This is a genomic window from Stenoxybacter acetivorans DSM 19021, assembly GCF_000745895.1.
In the GTDB taxonomy this organism is placed as follows: domain Bacteria; phylum Pseudomonadota; class Gammaproteobacteria; order Burkholderiales; family Neisseriaceae; genus Stenoxybacter; species Stenoxybacter acetivorans.
In genome coordinates, this window is sequence record NZ_JQKE01000013.1 from 1 (window position 1) to 23012 (window position 23012).

Genomic DNA, 23012 nt, shown 5'->3' on the forward strand with positions numbered 1-23012 from the left:
CATACGAGGTACTAGAGAAATATTTTTATTTTGATGAAAAGTGTAAACAACGCGGATAATTCTTACAGCGGGATTGATACAAGCGGGCAGGAAATTTTTCAAACGATCTGAAAAACTCAGCCGACAAATTTGAATAACACGCTTGGGCGGCTTTATCAAAAACGCCCAAAATATGTATTGTATTGATGCAATTGAACTGAATCTTTGAGTTTCACTGTATTGTACAGAAGAAGTGATATTTTTCAGGCAGCCTGTATATGCTGCTCAGGCTGCCTGAAAACAAACTCAGCGGGTTACCGGTTTGTAGCGAATGCGTTTGGGTTTGGCACCCTCTTCGCCCAAACGGCGTTTTTTATCGGCTTCATATTCTTGATAGTTGCCGTCAAAAAATACCCATTTTGAATCGCCTTCTGCCGCCAGAATATGGGTGGCTATGCGGTCGAGAAACCAGCGGTCATGCGAAATCACCATCACGCTGCCGGCAAATTCCAATAACGCCTCTTCCAGCGCACGTAAGGTTTCCACATCTAAATCATTGGAAGGTTCGTCCAGCAGCAATACATTGCCGCCTTCAAGCAATGTTTTTGCCAAATGCAAGCGGCCGCGTTCGCCGCCGGAGAGGTTGCCGACAATTTTGCTCTGGTCGCTGCCTTTGAAGTTAAACCGCCCTAAATAAGCACGCGCGGGAATTTCAAATTGCCCAACTTGTAAAATATCGTGTCCCTCGGCGATTTCATCAAACACGGTTTTGGTGTTGCCCAAACCAACACGGCTTTGATCCACCAACGACATTTTAACGGTTTGCCCAATGGCAACCGTGCCGCTGTCGGCTTGTTCTGCGCCGGTAATCAGTTTAAATAAAGTGGATTTACCCGCGCCGTTGGGACCAATAATGCCGACAATTGCGCCGGGCGAAATTTTAAAACTCAAGTCATCAATCAGCAATTTATCACCAAAACTTTTGCTGACATTTTCAAATTCAATCACTTCATTGCCCAAGCGTTCCGCCACAGGAATAAAGATTTCTTGCGTTTCATTGCGTTTTTGATAATCGCTGCCGGATAGTTCTTCAAAACGCGCTAACCGCGCTTTGGATTTGGCTTGCCGCCCTTTCGGATTTTGACGCACCCATTCCAATTCTTGCTTCATGGCTTTGATGCGGGCGGCTTCGGTTTTGGATTCATTTTCCAGACGTTTTTCTTTTTGTTCCAGCCATGAGCTGTAATTGCCTTGCCACGGAATGCCATGACCGCGGTCTAATTCCAAAATCCATTCGGCGGCATTGTCCAGAAAATAACGGTCATGGGTTACTGCAACCACTGTGCCGGGAAAACGCACCAAAAATTGTTCCAGCCATTCCACCGATTCTGCGTCTAAGTGGTTGGTGGGTTCGTCCAAGAGCAGCATATCGGGTTTACTGAGCAGTAATTGACACAATGCCACACGCCGTTTTTCACCACCTGATAAATGGGCAATTTTGGCGTTCCACTCCGGCAGCCGCAGTGCATCGGCGGCGATTTCCAATTGGTGTTCAATATTATCACCCGCACTGGCGGCAATAATGGCTTCCAAGCGAGCTTGCTCTTCTGCCAGCGCGTCAAAATCGGCATCGGCTTCCGCGTAGGCAGCATAAACGGCTTCCAAACGTTTTTGTGCGTCTGCCGCCTCACCCAAACCCGATTCCACTTCTTCGCGTACGGTTTTTTCGGGGTCTAATTCAGGCTCTTGCGGCAAGTAGCCGATTTTGATGCCGCCCATAGGAACGGCTTCGCCATCAAATTCTTTGTCCACTCCCGCCATAATGCGCAACACGGTGGATTTACCCGAGCCGTTTAAGCCCAATAAGCCGATTTTGGCGCCGGGGAAAAAAGATAGGGAAATGTCTTTGATAATTTGTTTTTTGGGCGGTACGGTCTTGCTGACACGCAGCATGGAATAAACGTATTGACTCATGGGTATTTTTTCGCAGTTAAATATTTAATAGAGGTTGATGGGTTGTTGTTATTGTTCAGGCAGCCTGAAACAGGAAACACAGTGATTACCCGCTTCGTGCCGCATTGTTCTATTCTACTTCTTTTATGCGAGATTACGGTATTCCATACTGTGGCTAAACAACTATTTTTGCACATGGATACGGCTTTTTATCACATTGACTCGAAATTAAAAATATCCGTCATGGCAAATGAAGCGCGGCAATCCGATTTCTGCCGTATTTCCTTGGACACACCAGCTGCCAATATTCTTTCAGCCAATCCACAGTAGCTTGCCCGCATACACGATCTTCACCGTACAGATCTTCAAGCAAATGCAAGGAATGCACGGGCGAACAGTCAAAAGTATTGACTTAAACCTCTTGCAATTCAATCAAATCGCCTTGCCGCAAGGTGTCCGCCAATGTTTTCAGGGAGCCTGCCTGCTCGGGTAACTGCTGCTGCACTGCTTATATCATTCAATGCCGCCAGCCATTCTGGCTGTGGATACAGCAGCAATACCAACAATAATTTATACGCAGAAACCATGATGCTCATCTTTTGCCTTTTTCGGCGTTGTCGGCGCGATCTTTGCATAAACCGTAAACACAATGGGCGATGCTTTACGCTGTCCGAATAAATAGGTTAAAACCAGAGTTGATCCAGATAACATTTTGATAATAATTAAATTTAGCTTACACCATTCAAAAAAATGATGATAGAAATCAAAAAATAAAATTGTAAATTCATAAATTCAATATTGCTTAAGTAACAAAATAAATATACTGTACATACCACAATGATTAAATATCAGGGAGAATTCAAAATGCCAGAAGACTTTCAAGCACAACAAATTATAATAATTATGGGTACAATCTTTGTATCATATATTATTTTTGGAATAGTCGGCTTTGGTACGTCATTGATTGCCTCCCCTATATTGGTAACATTTATGCCTTTATCCAAAATTATTCCCATATTGGCATTATTAGATATGTTTGCAGCATTAAATAATATCTATCATGATGGAAAAAATGCGCAGTATAGTGAGCTAAAAAAATTGATTCCATTAATGGTCATAGGCAGTTTAATTGGCGTTACTGTTTTATTCAAAACAAAACCAGATATATTATTATTAGCACTGGGTATTTTTGCAATAATCTATGGGTTATATACTTTATCAGCCAAGCATAATCATTACTCATTTTCACCTTCAATGGTTATTCCTTTTGGTTTAACAGGTGGCTTATGCAGTGCTTTATTTGGCAGTGGTGGCTTCATTTATGCCATCTACCTATCAAATAGAATTAAATCAAAAAGCACTTTTCGTATTACTCAAACAACATTGTTGGGTTTTAGCACATTGACACGGGTTATTTTATTTATATTATTAGGGGTTTATTCGGATAAATCTTTAATTATTATCATAATTTTTTTAATTCCTATTATGTTATGCGGTAATTTTTTGGGTAGTCATATCAATTTACATCTAACTAAAGAACAATTTACCAGGATAATAAACATTATTATTTTAATTTCCGGATTTTCTTTAATTATCAAATATTTTGGAATGATAGACTTTATTTAATAAAATTAAATTAATATAAGGAGAAAAAAATGAAATCAACTGATATAAATGAAATGATGACTTCTCAAAATTATTTAGAAAGCCTTAAAGATGATAGAGAGGTGTATATTTATGGGGAAAAAGTACCAGATATAACCACACATTCAGCATTTAAAAATGGAGTTCACTCTATTTCAAAACTTTACGATGCTCTACATACTCCTGATAGTAAAGAAATTATGACAAGCATTGATAAAGATGGCTACCGGACTCATCGCTTTTTTATGCCAAGCTATTCTAATGATGATTTACTAAAAGCTCGCGAAGCCATTGCCTACTGGTCTCGTTTGACTTACGGTTTTATGGGACGAACACCTGATTATAAGGCAGGTTTTACTGCAACACTTCAGTCAGAGTCCAACTTATATAATCCATTTCATGATAATGCAATAAATTGGTATAGAAAAATAACTCACAATGTTATGTTTTTAAGTCATGTGTTAGTTAATCCGCCAATAGGCAGAGGCATGGCTATATCTGATATGCGTGATATTTATTTACATGTTGAAAAAGAGATTGATTCAGGAATAATTGTGCGTGGTGTCAAAATGGTGGCAACTGGTGCTGTATTTTCCAACGCAGTTTTTGTAGCACAGAACAGCGCCACACAATATCAAACTAATAGAGAGGAAGATTTTGCTTTGTGTTTTATTTTACCAATAAATGCACCTAATTTAAAAATCATTTGTCGCCGCTCATATGAATCTTCTGCATTAAGTCCTTTCGATAATCCTCTTTCAAGTAGATTTGATGAAAACGATTCTGTTTTAATTTTTGATGGTGTATTTGTTCCTTGGGAAAATATATTAATTTATAGAGATATTGATAGAGCAAAAAAATTTTATTCTGATTCTGGCTTTCTCAATAGATACCCACTACAGTCAGGCACTCGTGTAGCTGTTAAACTAGATTTTATCTGTGGCTTATTATCAAAGGTATTATTATCAAATGGCACAGCTTCATTTCGAGGTGTACAAGTTAAACTTGCTGAAATTTTTGCATTACGAAATTTAATGTGGTCATTAACAGAATCACTTTGCTTTAACCCAGAAAAACGTAAAGATGGATCTGTAGTACCCCGTTCAGAAATTGCCACTACTGTTCGCTATTTTGGGACACAAGTTATGTCACAGATTAAACCCATTTTTAATACTATTTTAGGCGGCTCTCCAATTATGCAACCATCCAGTTGGTTAGATATACAAAATTTAGATTTAAATAATCTAATTAACCAATATTTTCAGGGGAATAATCAAAAATCAAATGATAGATTAAAATTAATTAAATTATTATGGGACGCACTTGGAAGTGAATTTGCTAATCGCCATGAAATTTATGAATACAATTATGCAGGCAATAATGAACAGGTTCGCTTAGATATGTTACAGCAATGTAAAAATAGCGGTGTATTAGAACAATGTCATTCTCTAGTTGAAAAGTGTATGTTGGATTATTCACTATCAGGTTGGAATGACTTAGGTTGGTCTTTTGATGGCATATGTCATGATCAAAGATAAAATGTTTACAATAAGGATCTTATATTATGTTATATACAGGAAAATGGGAACGTGAATCAATTGATTATAAAGCATTAAAAAATCAATGGCACGTTGTATTAAAATCACAAGATCTAATAATTGGAAAACCTAAAGCTATCCGTCTATTAGGAGAGGAACTTGTTTTGTGGAGAGATGGTTCTGGTACTATCCATGCTTGGAAAGATTATTGTGGACATAGAGGAGCTAAACTTTCAAATGGCTGTATTAAAAATGATGAAATTGAATGCCCATATCATGGTTGGAGATTCAATTCTGCAGGGGAGTGCACTCTGGTTCCAGCACATCCAAATCAAACACCGCCATCCTCAAAAAATTTAATTTTTAGCCATTATGCAAAGGAATGTTATGGGTTTATTTGGGTTGCTTTAGATAAACCTGATAGGAGTATACCTTTATTTTCAGAATGGGAAAATTCTAATTTTCGTAAAATATATGCGGGACCATATTTTTATAAAAGCAATGCATTGCGTGCTGTAGAAAATTTTTTAGATGCTTCTCACTTTCCGTTTGTTCATGCTAATTTAAATGGAGATCCTAATTTTCCTGATATATTAGATAATTATCAAGTTTTTAAAAATGAAAGGGGGTTAAAAACTTCAGAAATATCCGTATATCAACCATATGGTGATCACAGGGGAATTCCTGTTACTGCCAGATATACTTATTCTGTTTTAAATCCAACTACTGCTTATTTTAATAAACAAACTGGTGAAACTGAGAGATTTTGTACTTTTTTGAATGCAACACCTGTAGATGAAGATGAATGTATTATCTGGCTAATTGTTGCTATTAATTTTGGAGAATATTTATCTGAAGAAAAAATATTATATAGACAAGATTTAGTATTTGAACAAGATCGTCTTATTGTTGAATCACAGCGTCCAATAAGATTGCCTTTAGATATAAAACAAGAAATGCATGTTAAAAGCGATAAATTAAGTATAGAGTATAGATACTGGATAAAAGAGTTAGGAACGATAAAATCATAAAATATTTTATACATATAATTCCTAAAGAGGAGGAAATAACATGAATTATAATAAAAAAACTAAAGATTCAATTCTTTACTTAGAGTCAAATGCGCGTACTTATTCGCGAAGTATTGATAAAATTATTACCAAAGGTAAGTTGGCGAGAGTTTATGATAGTTCAGGAAATGAATATTTTGATTGTTTATCTTGTGCTGGTGCATTGGCTTTAGGGCATAACAACCCTATTATTCAAGAAAAAGTAATTGATTTTTTAAAATCTGATCAGTTACAACAAGCCTTAGATATAATGACACCAGCCAGAATTAATTTCATTGAACAATTATATCAAATATTACCTGCTAGTTTTGCAAAGCATGCAAAAATTCAATTTTGTAGCCCATCAGGTTCTGATGGTGTAGAGGCTGCTCTCAAATTATTTAAGATAGTTACAGGACGTAGTTCCATATTTGTTTTTCAAGGAGCTTATCATGGAATGACTATGGGGTCTTTAAGTATGATGGGAAACTTGCTTCCAAAGCAATCAATTCATGGTTATACCTCAGATGTTCATTTTTTACCTTTTCCTTATACATACCGTAACCCATTCGGTGTAGATACATATGATATAGAAAAAATATCACTAAATTATCTAGAAAATTTATTAACTGATCCTGAAAGTGGATTGACTAAACCTGCAATGGTATTGGTAGAAACTATTCAAGGTGAAGGTGGGTGTATTCCGGCAAGTAAAGAATGGTTGAGGGGATTACGTGAAATAACAGAACGTTATGATGTTCCTTTAGTTTTAGATGAAATACAGTGTGGCTGCGGACGAAGTGGAAATATGTTTGCTTATGAATATTCTGGTATTGTACCTGATGCTATTATCTTATCAAAAGCCATTGGTGGTGGTTACCCTCTAACTGTCATGCTTTATCATGATAAATATGATTCTTGGTTACCTGGATCACACACAGGAACTTTCCGAGGGAATCAAATTGCCCTAGTTAGTGGGACAGCAACATTAGCATACTTATCACAACCTAGTATTCTAGAAAATATTAATAAAATAGGGTTATTACTTAAACAAAAATTACAAATTTTACAAGGAAAATTTGATTGTATTGGTGAAGTTCGTGGTCAAGGCTTAATGATAGGCGTTGAATTGATTAAACCAGGAATAAAAGAGAATCCATTAGGGCATCCTGCAAATAATAAAGAATTAGCAAAATCTCTTAAACTAGCTTGTTTAGAAAATGGGCTAATTCTGGAGACAGGTGGACGAAATAAATCTGTTATACGATTTTTGCCTCCTCTAATTATTACTGAATCAGATGTAAATGAAATAATTTATCGATTTGAGTCAGCATTGTCAAAAATTTGGAAAAATTAAAAGGAATACATATGAAAGAAAATATTTATGATATTATTGGAATAGGTTTTGGGCCTGCTAACATTGCATTAGCAATCGCATTGGAAGAGTTAGCACCCAATTATTCTGTTCTTTTTATGGAACAGCGTGATAATGCCTTATGGCAACCAGGTATGCTATTGGAAGATTCTGATATTCAAAATCACCCTTTACGTGATTTGGTTACTCCTCGTAACCCTAGAAGCCGTTACACATTTACAAATTTTTTGCATGAACATAATCGGCTATATGAACATTTAAATTTACCTTTACATTACCCACTTCGTATTGAATATGCTCAGTATGTTATTTGGGTAGCTAATCACTTCCATGAACAGGTAAAGTACCAATGCAAGGTTACTGATATTCAGCTAATAGAGCATAACGATGGAAAATTATGCTACAAAGTATTTTGTTTGAATAATGAGGAATATTATGCTCGAAGTATTGTTCTAGCACCTGGCAGAACACCTAATATTCCAGAGCCTTTTAACCAATTTTCTGATAATAGAATTATTCATCTAACGAATTACTTACCAACACTGGAACAATTGCCAATAGAGAAACAGAACCGTATTGCAGTAATTGGTGGAAGCCAAAGTGCTGTAGAAATTTTATTACACGCCTGCTCTCAATCAAAGTTAAATTATATTTGTGGGATTACGCGTAATTTTGCTTATCGACAAAAAGATACCAGTCCTTTTTCTGATGAAGTTTATTTTCCCAGTTTTGCTGATACTTTTTTTCATGCTCAACAAGAAATTAAAAGAAAATTACGTGATGAGCTAATTTTCACTAACTATTCTTCTGCTGATATAGATGTTATTAATCAATTATACATTAAAAATTATTCTTATCGGTTACAAAAAATTAATCGTCTTGAGCTATTAACATGCACTGAAATATTAGATTGTATTCCTAGTCAAGAATCAATAACAATAAAATTAAAAAATATTATCAGCAAGAAAATAGTAGAACGAAATGTAGATTTAGTTGTTTTAGCGACAGGTTTTTTAGATTTAGGACAAGGTGTAAAAAAAGAAACTTATCCAAAAATATTAGAAAAATTATCTCATTTTTTGGAATATGAAAACGGTATAATTAAAATTAGTCGTGATTACCAAGTCTGCCTTAATATACCAAATAATTTTAAGACTCCTTTATATTTAAATGGGCTTTGCGAGTCTTCACATGGAATGGGAGATGCGGGATCATTTAGCCTTTTAGCATTACGTTCTGAACAAATTGTTAATTCTATAATTAATATACTATAAATTTTAATTAAATCTCTTTAGGTTATACTACTCACCACTCTACGGAACATCATTCCAAAATGAGTATATACCTATAGTTGCTGTATAAAAAGTATAATTGATGATTTTTAACTTAAATTATTTTAACAGATACTACTCTGTTGTGAGGTTATTCATTAAATTTTTATGGAGATTTATTAACATGAGCTCTTACAAGTTTCATTATGAAAAATATTTATATTCAAATCCTTATTTAATTGATCTGGTTATTAAAAATTACCCTCTCGCTCTAATTATTAATGAACGAAATGGGAAAATAATAACTAGCCATATTCCATTGTTTAGAGCAAATGATCGCAGCTTATTTGGACATGCTGATAAAAATAATCCTCAATTTCAAGAAAATGAAATTAGCAATGTATATATCGTATTTATGGGTTGTCAAAGCTATATTTCCCCAGATATTTATCATGACAATGCACTACCAACATGGAATTATATTTCTGTACATGCACAAGGACATTTGTCTGTTATTAATGATATTGCAATAAACCACGATACTCTTAAAAAAACATGTAATCATTTACAGCACATTTCCACTGCATTTCAATATCATTCAGAAGATACTCGAAACATTAATAATATTTCAGAAATTTCAACTTTAAAAATAAATACATTTTATGAAGAAGGACGTTTTAAGCTATCACAAGAGAAAGATATTATTGATCGAAATGCTGCAATACAATATATGATTAAAAATAAGGATGATGTCAATTATATGGTTTTAAAGGAGATATTAAAAATATGAGTATTAATAATATTAAATTGTCAAGTTATTTTTCTAATAAAGGGATTATTCTTAATGAAGAACAAATTAAAATAATTAATAATTTAGATGTATTTTGGAAAATAAAAAAAAGCAATAGAAAAATAACAGGTTGTTATTTATGGGGAAAGCCAGGGAGAGGAAAAACCATGATTATGGATGCTTTTTCTGAATGTGCAAAATCAACAACCATACGCATTCATTATCATCATTTCTTAAGGGAATTACACAAAAACTTAATTATAAAAAACTATACATCCTTAGATTCATTGACTATTTTTGCTAATAAGATTGCTGATAACTACAAACTGTTTTGCCTAGATGAATTTCATTTACACGATATCGCAGACACCATAATGATGGAACGTTTTTTTAATATATTATTTAAGAAAAAAGTATTTGTTATTTTAACTTCTAACTATGTTCCAAAATCTTTATTACCTGATTCAAAAATGCATCATCATGCTCAAGGGATTATAAATATGATTGAAAAAGAATTATTTGTTTTTCAATTAGATAATTATTATAATAAAGATTATCGATATAATACTTGCAATTTATCAAACCAATATATTTATCCTTATAATAAAGAATCTGAAACAGCATTACTAAATTATTTAAATAGTACTGGACTGGATATATACCAAAATTTTCAACCTATTTTAATTCAAAAAAGAAAAATAACACCCTATGCAATAGGAAAATATTGCATTTGGTTTGATTTTGATACAATTTGCTTAGGGTTTTATTCTCATTTAGATTATTTAGAGATTTCTGAAAAGTGGGAGGTAATCGTTGTATCTAACATTAGCTATTATGGTTTAAAAAATGCAGATGGGTTACGTCGCTTTATTTGGTTGGTAGATATTTTATATGATCAAAAAAAACATTTATTTATTTCTTCTGAAGAACCTATAGAAACCATGCTGTCTAAATTAGAAGAAACTATTGATATTTCTCGTACCATAAGCAGGTTACATGAAATGAAATCAGCCATATTTACTATCAATAAATATACATAAACTTGAGAATTTCATCTAAATAAAAGGAGTTGACATGCCCATTGTTAAAGTTGAAGAATCTACTATTCGCTCTATTACTGAGCAACAAGAAATTATTAGCTGTATATTTAAAAATTTAAAAAATATATTTGGTGTAGCTGATGAAGAGTTACAAGCAAGATATCAATATTTTTCAGCAGATACATTTTACTCACCATCAAATAACTCAAATTATATTCATATAGAAATTATTCTGTTTAAAGGGCGTAGTTTAAATGCAAAAAGGAAATTATATAAACAAATAACTATTGATTTAGCTAGCTTATTAAATATTTTGCCAAAAGATATTTTGATACTGCTAAATGAACAAGTAAGTGAAAATTGGGGGATGCACGGGGGATTATCTGCTGATGAAATTGATTTTGGATATAACATTTTTATCTAAATAAAAAAAGCCGCTTCTTGATGAGTGCCGAAAAGCAGCTTTATCGCTGAACAACTATTTTTTTGCACACGAATACGGCTGTTCATCACATTGGTTCAAAATCAAAAATATCCATCATAACAAAATGAAGCGCGGCAATCCGATTTCTGTCGCATTGGGCTTGATTGTTTCGGATTGCAGCGTGATGAAAAAGAAAGTCATTTGACCACATTACGGGCTTGCCCCTCGTGCGGTCAATGGCAACTTTACAATAACGGTTTATTTCGCCTCCGGCAAAGCAATGCCCGTATCAGCAGATAAATCAACCAGTGTTTGCCAAGAAATATCGTCCATTTCGATATGCTCTGCGTATTTCTTGCGGTTGTTGGCTTCGTATTCACCGGGATATTGCACCGATTTAAACCCGGGCTGCGGCGGTGTATCTTTGAGATACTGAATAAAATTTTCCGCTTCCGTTGTCGCCCAATCTTCATCAACAAAGCGTTTGATGTCCAGTACAATGGCAAAAATATTATTCACAGCCATGCCATTGCCTTCGTGTTCGCTGTATATTGTGCCGCCGCCGCTCAATATGCCCGCAAACAACTCCACTGCCAATCCCAAACCATAGCCTTTGTGTGCACCGAAAGTAAGCAATGCGCCGTTGGCATCTTTCCACATCACATTGGGGTTGCTGGTGGGATAGCCTGCTTCGTCAATTAAACTGTCTGCAGGAGCGGGTTCACCGCGGGCTGCTAAAATACGCGCCCGATTTAAGGCGATGGTGCTGGTGGCCAAATCCAATAAAAAGGGAGAATCTCCGCCGTGCGGCAATGGCCATGCAAAACACAATGGATTGGTGGTTAATTTTGCCTTGCCGCCGCCAAAAGGGGCAACTGTGGGTACGCGTTTAATGATGTTGGTAAACGCAAACAATGCCAGGCCTTCTTTGCACGCCATTTCACCAAAAAATCCGGTGCGCCCGATGTGATGTGCATGGCGCAAGGTTAATGCGCACAAACCATTTTCTTTTGCCTGCTCAATGGCATCGTGAAACGCCACTTTGGCGGCATGCTGCCCAAATCCCAAATGCGCATCGTAGCCCAACAACACGCCATCGCGTTTGATGCACTCAGGCATGGCATCGGCTTTTAATGTACCTTGCTTAATGGCTTTTACATAGCTTGGCAGAATGGATAAGCCATGGCTGGCATAACCGGCTTTATCTGAAGCAATTAAATGCTCGGCAACATCAGTTGCAACAGATTCCGGCACATTTTTACTTAACAATACGGCACGAATAAATTGTTCAGCAGTATTATTATTAATTTTAATCATTTCCAATTCCAATTTCTATTTATATCAAGAATAATAGTTAATAAAATAAATCGTTTTGACATCATTATGATAAGCAACAAGAGAAACTGAGTGTTTATCCATTATCAATACTTTCTATTTCCGGCAACAAAAAAATCCTCGTGTTTGAAGCACGAGACACAGTACCGTACAACTTTACAAGACAAATATCAAGTATGAAGAATGAAAAAAAACACGGCAACAGATTCAGTACATTGCTGATGCGTGTTGTATCAATGGCGTGCATAAGCTGTGTTGAGTGAGACGGTGTGTTTTAAAAAACTTAACCATATTGACGGTACGGAAGCAATGATTAATACAACAAAGCCATTGGTCGTAACATATTAAATCACGGAAGTTACCATATCGATTTTGGTCAATTTTTGATTACGAACATTTCCGTACCCAAACATTATTTGTTTTACGGCACGTTATTTTGACAGAATATTTAATAGAATTTTGAAAAACTCGGCAATTTATTGAGTCAGTTTACATATTGGCAGTCAATACCGAATTGCTTGCTCCGAAAAATGGATATACCCTTCTTTAACCTACAAATTTCAATTGAAATCAATTATTTTTCTGACATTCCACAGATTGCAGCTGACTGTAGTTTTTAATCACTGCATTAACATCTTGTCTGTCTTGTGTACTGAGCCGAGAAAACAGTAAGCGCATTTTGGCAACACTCAAGTTGGCTTCATCAGAGCTGCCCGCATTTGCCGTTTCAATATAGGCGTTGTCAAAACCGTTTAATTTGGCACGCACCAATAAAGATTCGGCATCACCGTGGCGGTTAAATACACCTAAGCTGAATTTGCCTTCGAACATCGAAAATGAAAAGCCCTGCTGCTGCAAACGCTGCCGTATTTCATCGCCGCCGGACAAGATAACGCGATAACGCGCCGCCGCGGTTTTCTTTTTGGCATTGGTGTTGGTGTTGGCTTCCACAAAGCGTGTGGCAAGATGCTGCCATTTACCCAACAAACCGCGAATGCGGTAGTAGTCGTCGGCATTCAATACGGCAGCGGCGCACAAACCGTTTTTATCGGCAGCGGCGGTATTTTGAATCTTGGCAGATGAAGCAGCGGGTGTCGTTTGCGGTTTATTGGCAGCAGCTGAATGAGCAGCAGGCGCAGCAGCAGATTTCGGAGCAGATACAATTGATGTATCCACAGATTCAACGCTGATATTGGGTTTACTCAATGATTGCGGTACGGTAACGCTTTCCTGTTTGGATTCAGGAGCACGCACGGCTCTGCCGGCAACCATACCGGCAAAAACCACAATATTTAAAGCAACCAATATGGTGAATAACCATTTCATTCGTTTTCCACCCAGTAAAGCAAACCTTGAATAGCCAGATTATCCACAACTTCCGTGCGGTTGTCTAAAACAAATGCAGCAGGCAAGGCACGATAAAGTTTTATGCCGCCGCCGCCGGTGATTAATACGTCCACCGATTTTGCCGCACCCACTCTGTCTTGCAGACGTTGATGCATCAATAATACCGCGCCGCAAACAGCATCGGCAATGCCGCTTGCCAATGCGTTGGCGGTGGTGGTGGCAAAAGGATATTGCTTGCCGATGATGCGATTGAGTTTGGCGGTATGCAAAGCCAATGCTTCTGTCATCAGATGAAAACCCGGCAAAATGCTGCCGCCTAAGTATTGATTATCATCGGTGAGCGCGTCCACAGTAACGGCTGTGCCGCAGCTGACGATGACGCAGGCGTTGGCTGTGGTACGGCGGCTGCCCAAAACATTAAACCAGCGATCTGCACCGTGTTCTTGAATATCGCGGTAGTGGTTGCGTATGCCCACAACTTCCCGTTCCGATGATAACCACTCAATCGGTTGCGGCAATGCGTGTTCAACGGCACTTTGTTTGCTTTCTCCGCTGACGGCGCAGCCGATAATACGGGTTTGTGCATTGCCGTATTTTTGCCAATCTTGCCGCAGCAAATACAATTCATGATAAGCGGCTGCACCTTTGCACAAAATCCGCCCATTTTGCGCCCACGCCCATTTTAATTTGCTGTTGCCGCTGTCAAGCAGCAGATAATATTCAGGCAGCCTGTGTTGATTATCCGCATTAATTTGTGTCCGCAGGCTGATGTCGCCGTTGGCAAAAGTTTTTTCGCCGCTCGCAGTGTGCAGCCTCAGCATGCCGTTTTCGTTAATACCCAAAGCCTTGCCTTGGGCAATGATTTGCATCTGCTGCAATAAACGCACGGCTTGATTTTGATCGCGGTGGAAACGATGATAATCATCAAGAAAAGGCGCTAAACCGTGTTGATTAAATTGCGGCAAAATTTCTGCCAGATGCGACAATAAGCTGTGATACACGTTTACCGCCTGCACTTTTGGCAATACGGTTTGGATGGCGGTTGCAGCATCTACTTGTTTGGGCAAGACAAAATTCAGCCCGATGCCGATAACGGCAATGCTGTTGCTTTGCAGGCGCACGGTTTCAATCAAAATACCGCCAAGTTTGCTTTGCCCCAAAACCAAATCATTGGGCCATTTGATTTGTGCGTTCACACCATTGTTGCGCAAGGCGCGGCAAGCCGCCAATGCCACTGCCGCCGCCAAGCCGCTCAAATCAGCTTGCGGACGATTAAACAGCCAAGACAAGCTCATCATCAAGCATTCACCGCTTCTTGCCTCCCATGCTTTTCCCTGCCGCCCTCGCCCCTCACTTTGCTGATAAGCCACACGCACTTGTGCATGGGCATCGGCGAAATTTTGTTTGGCAAAATTCAATAATACAGTATTGGTCGATGTGGTTTCCGTCAAAAGGGCTGCCTGAAAACCGTGCTGCGCGGCAATGGTTTTAACATCGTGTTCCGATAATATTGCCAAGGGGCGAACCAAATGCCACACACCGCCTTGACGGCGCAGTAAACCGCGAATATGTGGCGGCACTTGCTGCCAAATCGCAAACAATTCATGCGTTTTCACTTGCAAGGCTTGCGCCAAACGGTTTTCGCTGTGCGGCAAACCATCAGCAAGCAAAGGAAGCAGAACCCAATGTAAATCAGACATAAGAACAATTTGAATGTGAATTAAAAAATGATTGGATACTGTTTTGACAAATATCCCGCATCAACAAACAATCAAACACCATACAGGCAGCCTGCCGGTATGCCGGCACTGCATCGGCGGTTATTGCAAAAACCATTACACAATTGGCAATTCGCTGTTTACGGCTGAATCCATTTAATGAATGGATTTACCGATAACAATAATTTTACTGCGCGGCTGTTTCTGTTATTTTAACCACATTATCGGCAGGCTTGAACAATGGCATTGACAAATACATCAATGTGTTCAGGCAAAGTATCGAAACTTGTCATCCAGCGCACCTCTCCGCTGGGTTCATGCCAATCATAAAAATGGAATTCTTCATGCAAAGCACGGCGCGCGGCAATCGGTAAACGAGCAAATACCGCGTTTGCTTGGGTTTCTTGGGTGATTTCCACACCATTGACGCCTTCAATGGCATGACGTAAACGCTGCGCCATGCGGTTGCTGTGTTGTGCCAGCTGCAACCACAAATCATTTTCCAGCAAAGCCAAAAATTGCGCCGCAATAAACCGAGATTTTGAACCCAATTGCATATTAATTTTACGCAAATACGGCATGGCTTCTGCTAAATCGGGCTGAAGTGTAATCAAACACTCGCCAATCATCATGCCGTTTTTTGTGCCGCCGAGGCTCAGCATATCCACGCCTGCGTCGGTGGTGATGGCTTTGATGTCTGTTTGCAAAAACGCCGCCGCATTCGCCAAACGCGCCCCGTCCATATATAACTTCATACCCAATCGGCGGCAGTGTTCGGCAATGGCGCGGATTTCGGCTGCCGTATAACACGTTCCCAACTCCGTGCTTTGGCTGATGTACACCGCCAAAGGCTGGGCACGATGTTCCACACCCCAGCCCCATGCTTCACGGTCAATCAATTCAGGCGTGAGCTTGCCATCGGCTGTTTCCACCGCCAATAATTTAATGCCGCCAATGTATTCGGGTGCAACGCCTTCATCACACTGTATGTGCGCACTTTGAGCGCAAATCACCGCGCCCCAGCGCGGCAGCAAGGCTTGCAACGCCAATACATTTGCACCCGTGCCGTTAAATACAGGAAAACAGTTGGCGGCATCACCGAATAAAGATTGAATCTTTTGACGCAAAGCATGGCTGTAAACATCGCTGCCATACGCCGCTTCATGTCCTCCGTTGGCAGCAGCAATGGCTTCAAGCACTTTGGGGTGAATACCGGAATAGTTGTCGGAAGCAAAAGAATGAGATTGTGGATTGTGTCTGATTTTCATGGTGTTGATTTATTTTTGTCTTTGAATACACTGGTTGGTAAAGGATTACTAAAAATAAAACGCGGTAAATCAGTATGCTGAGATAAAGCAATTATATCAATAATACGGCAATCATTATTTTAAAAACAGGCCTCAATACACCGCCAAATTCATGAATAATTATCATCGAAATCACGGCTAATCTCATGCTTCTTCTATATATACTTCTCCTTTATAAGCAAGATAATGCGTGATTTTTTCAATTTAACCAAGAGCAAGCAACGCAAAAACATATTCTTTATCAGCAAGACAAGAAAATAAATTTATGCAAAATCTTGCATATCAAGATCGCGCAAATTACATGCATTTGAGATTAACTTCATATATTTTTTCTTTTCTATCCATTTATCCACAAATATCTCCATTTTATAAACATTTTACTTAGAAAGAGAAATCTGAAGGAATTGAATACGAGCTAACCGTAATACGATCAACACGTCCATTAAGAATGGAAACCATAATATCATCATTAAATACATATAATGAAAACGCATTAAAATGTGGTATTTTCACTATCTCTTCTGGTTTTCCAAAGCAGACAGATAGATCAGACTCTGGCAGTCCTATAATCTCAGATCCAAGGAATACAAAACTTTCTGCATCACAGATTGTTTCAAGTAATCCATTTTCATTAAATTCAAGCTTTACTTTAAAAAATCCGAAGTCATCTAAATAATCTTCCAAACCCCATGACTCCCCGACCCCATCTTCACAAAATCTTTCACTATCATCAAAGGTTTCTTTATATAACTCATTTAAATCTCCTGCAAACCGGAGATGAAATTTAGCAGAAATCTCATCAATTGAACTATTAAAATTCAGCAAGCCAACCCTAATCCTTGGTTCGTAAATCCAGCCAGACATAATATTTCCTTTCGATACAGCCAACCAAAACCCGACAAGCCGAAAACCAGACTTGGTTTAAAACACATTCTTTTAAAATATCCACTACCTGTTCCTAGTCTGAATTTTCCTTCCATATTTTTAGGTGTAGGAAAACCAGCTTTTATTTATACATTATTTCAAGTATTTCTCAGAGATTAGATTGAACAATTTTGCGTAGATCAGCTATTTCTATTTCTAGAAAATCAGCGTAATCTTTTTTATCCATCTCGCAAATTCCAACCAGTGCTTCCGCATATTTTTTCTTAATTAGCTTACATGCTTTGATGAAAAAAGGAAGCCCTTTTTCATCATCATTCATGATTGTTGAGTAGAAATACCCAAGTTCGATCAGAGCATCTATGTTATTAGACTCTTCTTTTAAAGCATTTTCTAATAAGTGCCTCATATCCAAGAATGAATAGCGAGTAATGTCAGTTAAGGATATATACACATATTTCATTACATAATAGATACTTGGAAGATATTCAGCATCCTTGATTGTTTCGAGTAAATACACTGCTTTTTCATAATCTTTTTTGCGCGCTGCAAATTGAGCATGCTTCAAAATAGTTGATACTTTTTTCATCTTAAATCTCCTCTTTCATGATGCTTATGAACATATCACAAACCTTCTTACCACCTTATTTTTTCATTTAGAAAATAGTAATGATCATGGAAGTTGGGTTGCTTAAGAGTGTTGTTCTGACTTTTACAACCGATACACGCCTCCCTCATGCTAAGATGCATAAACTATGTCATCTTTCATATCCCAAAAAATTGCATTTTCCCTCTCGGAGAAAATAATAGAATTTCTCGTTGAAATAATTTTTAATTCATCATAAAAATCATAGAAACAACAACAATTATCAAAATTTTTCTCTAAAAAATCACATTTTTCAGAAAAGTCAACTATACGGGCAACAAAATTCTCAATAATTTCCCTTGGCGCATCTTCCGCACTATCCCATATTTGATATTTATCACCAAGTCTCATTATATTCTCTCCAATATTTACCAACAATGGTGATTATTTACTGGATGATTGCCTTTACTGCTATCATGGTCAGGTACAAGATTTTAACAATTGCGAAACAACAAATATCTTTTATAAAATTCATTTTCACCTAAAAATACCATCTTATCAGAAAATATCAAAATAGTTGGACAGGACTCTTGGGCAACAGTTATTCCTTTGTCTATAGGCATGATACTTTTATCAAAGCCTGAAAGTTCATGAGACATAACATAACAAGTACTCTTTGCGCCATATTTATAAAGAAAACACTTGATTTCTTCATTGGAATGAATTTCTGGAAATGGGATCATATAGTCCGTAATATATAGATCCGTTGCACTCCATAATTTATGCAAAATATGTCCCCTCTTCTTTTTTGAAGATAATTCAAACAATACTCGTTTCCGCCTCTGTTTTACTATAAAGTTATTTACAAAAGCACTCTCATAGTATTCCTTACTCAAGAAAGGAATTGCCTTATCGTTAATAGCAGTTATATTCATAGCGGTCAAGGATAATAGTAATACTCATGATCTTTGTTATTTAAGCGTGGTTGATACAACGCAAAAACATACCTTTCGTCAGTGAGACAAAAAAATATACAAAACCTTGCATACCAAGATTACAAGGACACAGTAAAAATGCAAATGGTTTATGTTCTATGTCTCATTGCTTACACATGAAACGACCAATTTGTAGATCTCGGACATGCCCTATTGAAGGTTCAATTACATTATTCCAAATAATATCTTTGACACCTTTTGTTGATTCATAATTTTGCCTTTATTGTTCAAAGTTAGTGGAATCTGGCATTTTCAATTTCACATCGCTTTAAAGTAATTTTCAACCAAATGTCGCCATTGAAGGCTCTATTTTTCCATTAAGCATTGGTTAGTTTTAATCTATCTATTTGTTTATTATATATTATATTAACAATAATCCATAGATTCAAATACCTTTAATATATTTTATTGTTTTGAAATACATTCGATAATAGTTTATAAAGTGATAATATCTAATGTTATATACTAAACATTTTAGTATATATTTTCAAAATTTAATATATATTTTTCAAATTATATAAAAACTAAATCACTGTTAAACAATAATACTGTTAGTATGATCGTGCAGTAATTTTTATGAAACGTATCGAAGAAAATTGAAAGAATGCTTAATGCTTAATGCTTAATGCTTAATGCTTAATGCTTATTTGAAATAGTTCGGTAAATTAGGTAGTGGCTGTATTGAAAATTTTGATATAGATTGTAATAATGATTCAATTTATTAGCAATATTAAAGATATAGATGAAGCTGAATAAATCTTCTATACAGTCTCTGTAGTATGTTGTAACTAGTTTAAGGAATGTATATGTCGTACAAACACATTATCTCTGAGATGATGAAGATAAATGGTACTATTTTAGCCAGTATCGTTGATTATGAGACAGGATTGGTTGTTGCGGGTGAATCGCAATCTAATTTGGATATTGATTTTGCTACCGCCGGTGCAGCCTCTATTGTGAATGCTCAATCTAAATCTTTGTTATTATTAGATATAAAAGCTGAAATTGATGATATTTTGGTTACGCTTGGCGATCAATACCACATCACGCGTATCTTAAAGAAAAGCAACGATGCTTCCGGATACCCTTTATTTTTATATTTGGTATTACAACGCAATAGCAGCCCGTTGGCTTTGGCACGCCGGATTTTGCAAAATTTAGATACACAATACCAAAGTACATTGGTTTAAAGAGGCTGTTGTGGCTGAAATTGTATTTGAATGAAGAAAAAACTGCCAACTGATGTAGAAACACGGCTGGAAGTATTGACAAAAGGAATATAACATGAAACTTAATTTCACTGGGCTGTCTGCTAAAGAAATGGCAGAATCAGCGAAAATACATCATCAGCAAATATTGGATGCCATTACTCTGTCAAACAGTCGTTCGTTGATGAAACGGCGACCATGCCACCACTCCTTTATTCTATCTTTGGCAATTCTCACATGGGCAAAAGACAATGTTGAAAAATACAAAGGATTGCCGGTTTATGAAGAAATGATAAAGAAAGTTGTCAGTATTAATACTATTTACAACAAAATAGTAAAATTTCGTGAAAAAGCCTTATTTTTAAATGCAGTTATAGTAATTAAACAAGAGCTGCCGGAAGTTGCCAATCAAGCCATAACAGCAATAGAAGCCTTGGGTGCCGCAGTGGATTAATAAGTATTTGTTGCACTGAAAAGTACTCTGAATATTGTTTCAGGGTGCTTTTTTGCAGCGCGTATCCGCGTATTATTGAGTGTTTGTTAATTTTAATCTATCTAAAAAGCGTTCAAAATTCTGCGTCTCGGATAAATCCTATGGTTTGTTATATCATTGAGTCTACCCTCGAAATAAATGGCAAGTTGGCTGACCGCCTGCCCCCAATTCTGTATGGGCATCGTCCATTTTTCTGATGCCTTATTGATGCCGACATACAAAAGTTTCAGCAGACTGCCCTCATTGGGAAACGCACCTTTGGTTTTGGTCAACTTACGGAATTGACGGTGTACAGCTTCCACTGCATTGGTGGTGTAAATTAACGGTTGGTAATGTTGGTAATCACACCAGCCGAAACCACCAGCCCGTGAATAAGCAACTTCGGTCAGTTGTTTGGCGGGGTGAGTTGCCGTTTTTGCCCGTCAGTGCTTGGCCTGATTAGCGTTGTTTGAGTGCTGTTTTAAAGTTGGAATATGGGTTTGTTCATGTATTGTCTCCTATCCATATACCTTTCTTTTCCTATCAATTTATCCACAAACATTTCTATCCACTGTCTGCTTTTCTGGGCACTTTATTTTGTATAAAGATCCGGATCGTTTTCCCACCAGCCAGATGTTTGATACAATTCAGGAATTCTCGAATCGACACAATCATCGATTCCCAAATCATTTAAGCGATCAAACCACTCATCCCTAAGTGAACTTGGTAAGTTTGATCCACACCAAGGACAAAATCGGATAAGCTGCAATGAATTGCCCCCATCTCTATATTCAAATCCGAATTCTCGATATTTAGCTAAATAAATTAACCCAATCTCGTTCTGATCAACAAAAAATCTCATTTCTTCACAGCAAAAGTGTTTTTTCTCTACACCCATAACTCATCTCCGAATTTCGCGTTCCGAGACTGGTGATCTTGTCATTTCACCAGTTATCCTGTCAGCCAACCCTAAATGACTTCCACGTTTATCATAGCGTTTATTGCCATCTGTTTTTTGTTTTTCCTTTGTATGGTTTCAAATCTTTCCAAGGAGTCACAGTTGCTATAGGGTACAGTTGCGTATTATGAACGACCGCTTAAAACACCAGCAACAAAAACAGTAAACAATAAATTGCCGCATTCTCGTTTGTAATGGCATGTTTCTTATTTCAGGCTGCCTGAACGCCATTTTCTATTATCTGAAAGAACGTTTTAGCCCGAAACAAATAATTAAGGTAGAATTATCAATTTTCGTCTTTCTAAGACACCTCAAGAATTTATTTTTCATGCCTCCATTTGCCATTTTTCGCTCAGAACAACCCGTTTGGATTGCCGAAACCAATCAAATTTGCTCGGCGGTTGATAACATCAGCACCGAAATACCGGTGGCGTTGGTTTACAACGGCATTGCCCATGCGGTGCTGATGGCAACGCCGCAGCACTTACCCGAATTGGCATTGGGTTTCAGCTTAAGTGAAGGCATTGTGGTTTCAGGCAGCCAGATTTATGACATCAATGTTGTTGAAGAAGAAAATGGCTTGGTGATCAATATTGAATTGGCAGCAGAAGCATTCAGTCGGTTGAAAAACCGCCGCCGCAATATGGGCGGACGTAGCGGATGCGGGTTGTGCGGCTTGGAAAGTTTGGCGGCAGTGAAACCCGCATTGCCGAAATTAACGCGAGGAGCACCCGTTTCGTTGTCTGCCGTGCGCCGTGCTTTGCTGCAATTTGATGATTGCCAGCCTTTGCGTGCGCAAACGGGTTCGGTGCACGCCGCCGCGTGGGTTGATCATTTGGGAAATATTCAAGCCGCATTTGAAGACGTGGGGCGGCACAATGCTTTGGATAAACTCATCGGCCATCTGGTGCGCCGCAACGACAACTGCCAACTCGGATTTGTGTTAATCTCCAGCCGCGCCGGCTTTGAAATGGTGGTAAAAGCCGCTACTGCCGGTATCGGCTGTGTGGTTGCCGTGTCTGCACCAACCGCATATGCCATTGATTTAGCAGAAGAAGCAGGAATAACACTCATCGGCTTTGCCCGCACCAAGCGTCAAGTCGTGTACAGCCATCCCGAATATTTATTACTCAACGATTAA

General features: G+C 37.6%; 23 protein-coding genes and 2 pseudogenes. 12 read left to right on the forward strand and 13 right to left on the reverse strand.

From position 1 onward, the window contains the following. Positions 1-285: 285 nt before the first annotated feature. A complete protein-coding gene (gene ettA, locus Q384_RS01805; protein WP_037585596.1) occupies positions 286-1953 on the reverse strand; it encodes an energy-dependent translational throttle protein EttA in 1668 nt (555 codons plus the stop codon). Positions 1954-2103: 150 nt separating this feature from the next. Between ettA and Q384_RS13080 the strand changes: the two genes are divergently transcribed. After that, positions 2104-2262: a hypothetical protein gene (locus Q384_RS13080; RefSeq protein WP_156956393.1), complete on the forward strand. Its 159-nt coding sequence runs from the start codon at positions 2104-2106 to the stop codon at positions 2260-2262. A 98-nt stretch (positions 2263-2360) separates the two neighbouring features. On the opposite strand, the gene Q384_RS13085 is transcribed toward Q384_RS13080, so the two are convergent. Beyond that, positions 2361-2528, reverse strand: a complete 168-nt coding sequence (locus Q384_RS13085; protein WP_156956394.1) for a hypothetical protein — start codon at positions 2526-2528, stop codon at positions 2361-2363. Positions 2529-2796: 268 nt separating this feature from the next. Here Q384_RS13085 and Q384_RS01815 point away from each other — a divergent pair, with 268 nt between their 5' ends. The 8 genes from Q384_RS01815 to Q384_RS12510 all read left to right on the forward strand — a co-directional run bounded on the left by Q384_RS01815 (position 2797) and on the right by Q384_RS12510 (position 11063). Further along, positions 2797-3558, forward strand: coding sequence for a sulfite exporter TauE/SafE family protein (locus Q384_RS01815; RefSeq protein WP_037585598.1), 762 nt, complete (start codon positions 2797-2799; stop codon positions 3556-3558). Positions 3559-3587: 29 nt separating this feature from the next. Continuing rightward, the gene (locus Q384_RS01820) at positions 3588-5114 is read left to right on the forward strand and encodes a 4-hydroxyphenylacetate 3-hydroxylase family protein (protein WP_037585599.1); all 1527 of its coding nucleotides are present in this window, start codon (positions 3588-3590) and stop codon (positions 5112-5114) included. Between the two features lie 26 nt (positions 5115-5140). After that, positions 5141-6145 (forward strand): aromatic ring-hydroxylating dioxygenase subunit alpha, encoded by a 1005-nt coding sequence (locus Q384_RS01825; RefSeq protein WP_037585600.1) that lies wholly within the window; start codon positions 5141-5143, stop codon positions 6143-6145. Between the two features lie 40 nt (positions 6146-6185). Continuing rightward, positions 6186-7520 carry a diaminobutyrate--2-oxoglutarate transaminase family protein gene (locus Q384_RS01830; protein ID WP_037585602.1) on the forward strand — a complete coding sequence of 445 codons (1335 nt, stop codon included), beginning with the start codon at positions 6186-6188 and terminating at the stop codon, positions 7518-7520. Positions 7521-7531: 11 nt separating this feature from the next. Beyond that, the gene (locus Q384_RS01835) at positions 7532-8812 is read left to right on the forward strand and encodes a SidA/IucD/PvdA family monooxygenase (protein ID WP_037585604.1); all 1281 of its coding nucleotides are present in this window, start codon (positions 7532-7534) and stop codon (positions 8810-8812) included. A gap of 181 nt (positions 8813-8993) precedes the next feature. Next, positions 8994-9599 carry an FMN-binding negative transcriptional regulator gene (locus Q384_RS01840; RefSeq protein ID WP_037585606.1) on the forward strand — a complete coding sequence of 202 codons (606 nt, stop codon included), beginning with the start codon at positions 8994-8996 and terminating at the stop codon, positions 9597-9599. Beyond that, positions 9596-10639: a cell division protein ZapE gene (gene zapE, locus Q384_RS01845; RefSeq protein ID WP_037585607.1), complete on the forward strand. Its 1044-nt coding sequence runs from the start codon at positions 9596-9598 to the stop codon at positions 10637-10639. The genes Q384_RS01840 and zapE overlap by 4 nt, the downstream gene beginning before the upstream one ends. 34 nt (positions 10640-10673) lie before the next feature. After that, positions 10674-11063 carry a tautomerase family protein gene (locus Q384_RS12510; protein ID WP_051940281.1) on the forward strand — a complete coding sequence of 130 codons (390 nt, stop codon included), beginning with the start codon at positions 10674-10676 and terminating at the stop codon, positions 11061-11063. Positions 11064-11321: 258 nt separating this feature from the next. Here the strand turns inward: Q384_RS12510 and Q384_RS01855 are convergent, their stop codons facing one another. The 8 genes from Q384_RS01855 to Q384_RS01890 form a co-directional block, all read right to left on the reverse strand. Then, complete coding sequence (locus tag Q384_RS01855; RefSeq protein WP_211251064.1) at positions 11322-12380, reverse strand: Ldh family oxidoreductase; 1059 nt, start codon at positions 12378-12380, stop codon at positions 11322-11324. A gap of 588 nt (positions 12381-12968) precedes the next feature. Next, the gene (locus Q384_RS01860; protein ID WP_037585608.1) at positions 12969-13724 is read right to left on the reverse strand and encodes a hypothetical protein; all 756 of its coding nucleotides are present in this window, start codon (positions 13722-13724) and stop codon (positions 12969-12971) included. Continuing rightward, on the reverse strand, positions 13721-15445 hold the full coding sequence (locus tag Q384_RS01865) for a biotin--[acetyl-CoA-carboxylase] ligase (protein WP_037585609.1): 1725 nt from the start codon (positions 15443-15445) through the stop codon (positions 13721-13723). Before Q384_RS01865 ends, Q384_RS01860 begins: the two co-directional genes overlap by 4 nt. 239 nt (positions 15446-15684) lie before the next feature. Continuing rightward, on the reverse strand, positions 15685-16731 hold the full coding sequence (locus Q384_RS01870; protein ID WP_037585610.1) for a threonine aldolase family protein: 1047 nt from the start codon (positions 16729-16731) through the stop codon (positions 15685-15687). Positions 16732-17151: 420 nt separating this feature from the next. Then, the gene (locus Q384_RS01875) at positions 17152-17634 is read right to left on the reverse strand and encodes a hypothetical protein (RefSeq protein WP_037585611.1); all 483 of its coding nucleotides are present in this window, start codon (positions 17632-17634) and stop codon (positions 17152-17154) included. 169 nt (positions 17635-17803) lie between these two features. After that, entirely contained in the window at positions 17804-18241 is a 438-nt protein-coding gene (locus tag Q384_RS01880; protein WP_037585612.1) for a hypothetical protein, read from the reverse strand. 150 nt (positions 18242-18391) lie between these two features. Then, positions 18392-18649, reverse strand: a complete 258-nt coding sequence (locus Q384_RS01885) for a hypothetical protein (RefSeq protein ID WP_037585615.1) — start codon at positions 18647-18649, stop codon at positions 18392-18394. Between the two features lie 83 nt (positions 18650-18732). Beyond that, positions 18733-19182 carry a hypothetical protein gene (locus Q384_RS01890; protein WP_156956395.1) on the reverse strand — a complete coding sequence of 150 codons (450 nt, stop codon included), beginning with the start codon at positions 19180-19182 and terminating at the stop codon, positions 18733-18735. A gap of 857 nt (positions 19183-20039) precedes the next feature. Here Q384_RS01890 and Q384_RS01895 point away from each other — a divergent pair. Further along, positions 20040-20423 carry a hypothetical protein gene (locus tag Q384_RS01895; RefSeq protein ID WP_037585618.1) on the forward strand — a complete coding sequence of 128 codons (384 nt, stop codon included), beginning with the start codon at positions 20040-20042 and terminating at the stop codon, positions 20421-20423. A 94-nt stretch (positions 20424-20517) separates the two neighbouring features. After that, positions 20518-20895, forward strand: coding sequence for a hypothetical protein (locus Q384_RS01900; protein WP_037585619.1), 378 nt, complete (start codon positions 20518-20520; stop codon positions 20893-20895). Between the two features lie 101 nt (positions 20896-20996). On the opposite strand, the pseudogene Q384_RS01905 reads toward Q384_RS01900, so the two are convergent. The 3 genes and pseudogenes from Q384_RS01905 to Q384_RS14465 all read right to left on the reverse strand — a co-directional run. Continuing rightward, positions 20997-21272: pseudogene (locus Q384_RS01905) on the reverse strand (transposase); the annotation flags it as partial. Positions 21273-21505: 233 nt separating this feature from the next. Then, positions 21506-21811, reverse strand: coding sequence for a DUF6980 family protein (locus Q384_RS01910; protein WP_051940291.1), 306 nt, complete (start codon positions 21809-21811; stop codon positions 21506-21508). 3 nt (positions 21812-21814) lie between these two features. Further along, positions 21815-21901: pseudogene (locus tag Q384_RS14465) on the reverse strand (hypothetical protein); the annotation flags it as partial. A gap of 298 nt (positions 21902-22199) precedes the next feature. Between Q384_RS14465 and fdhD the strand changes: the two are divergent. Continuing rightward, on the forward strand, positions 22200-23012 hold the full coding sequence (gene fdhD, locus Q384_RS01915; RefSeq protein WP_084224356.1) for a formate dehydrogenase accessory sulfurtransferase FdhD: 813 nt from the start codon (positions 22200-22202) through the stop codon (positions 23010-23012).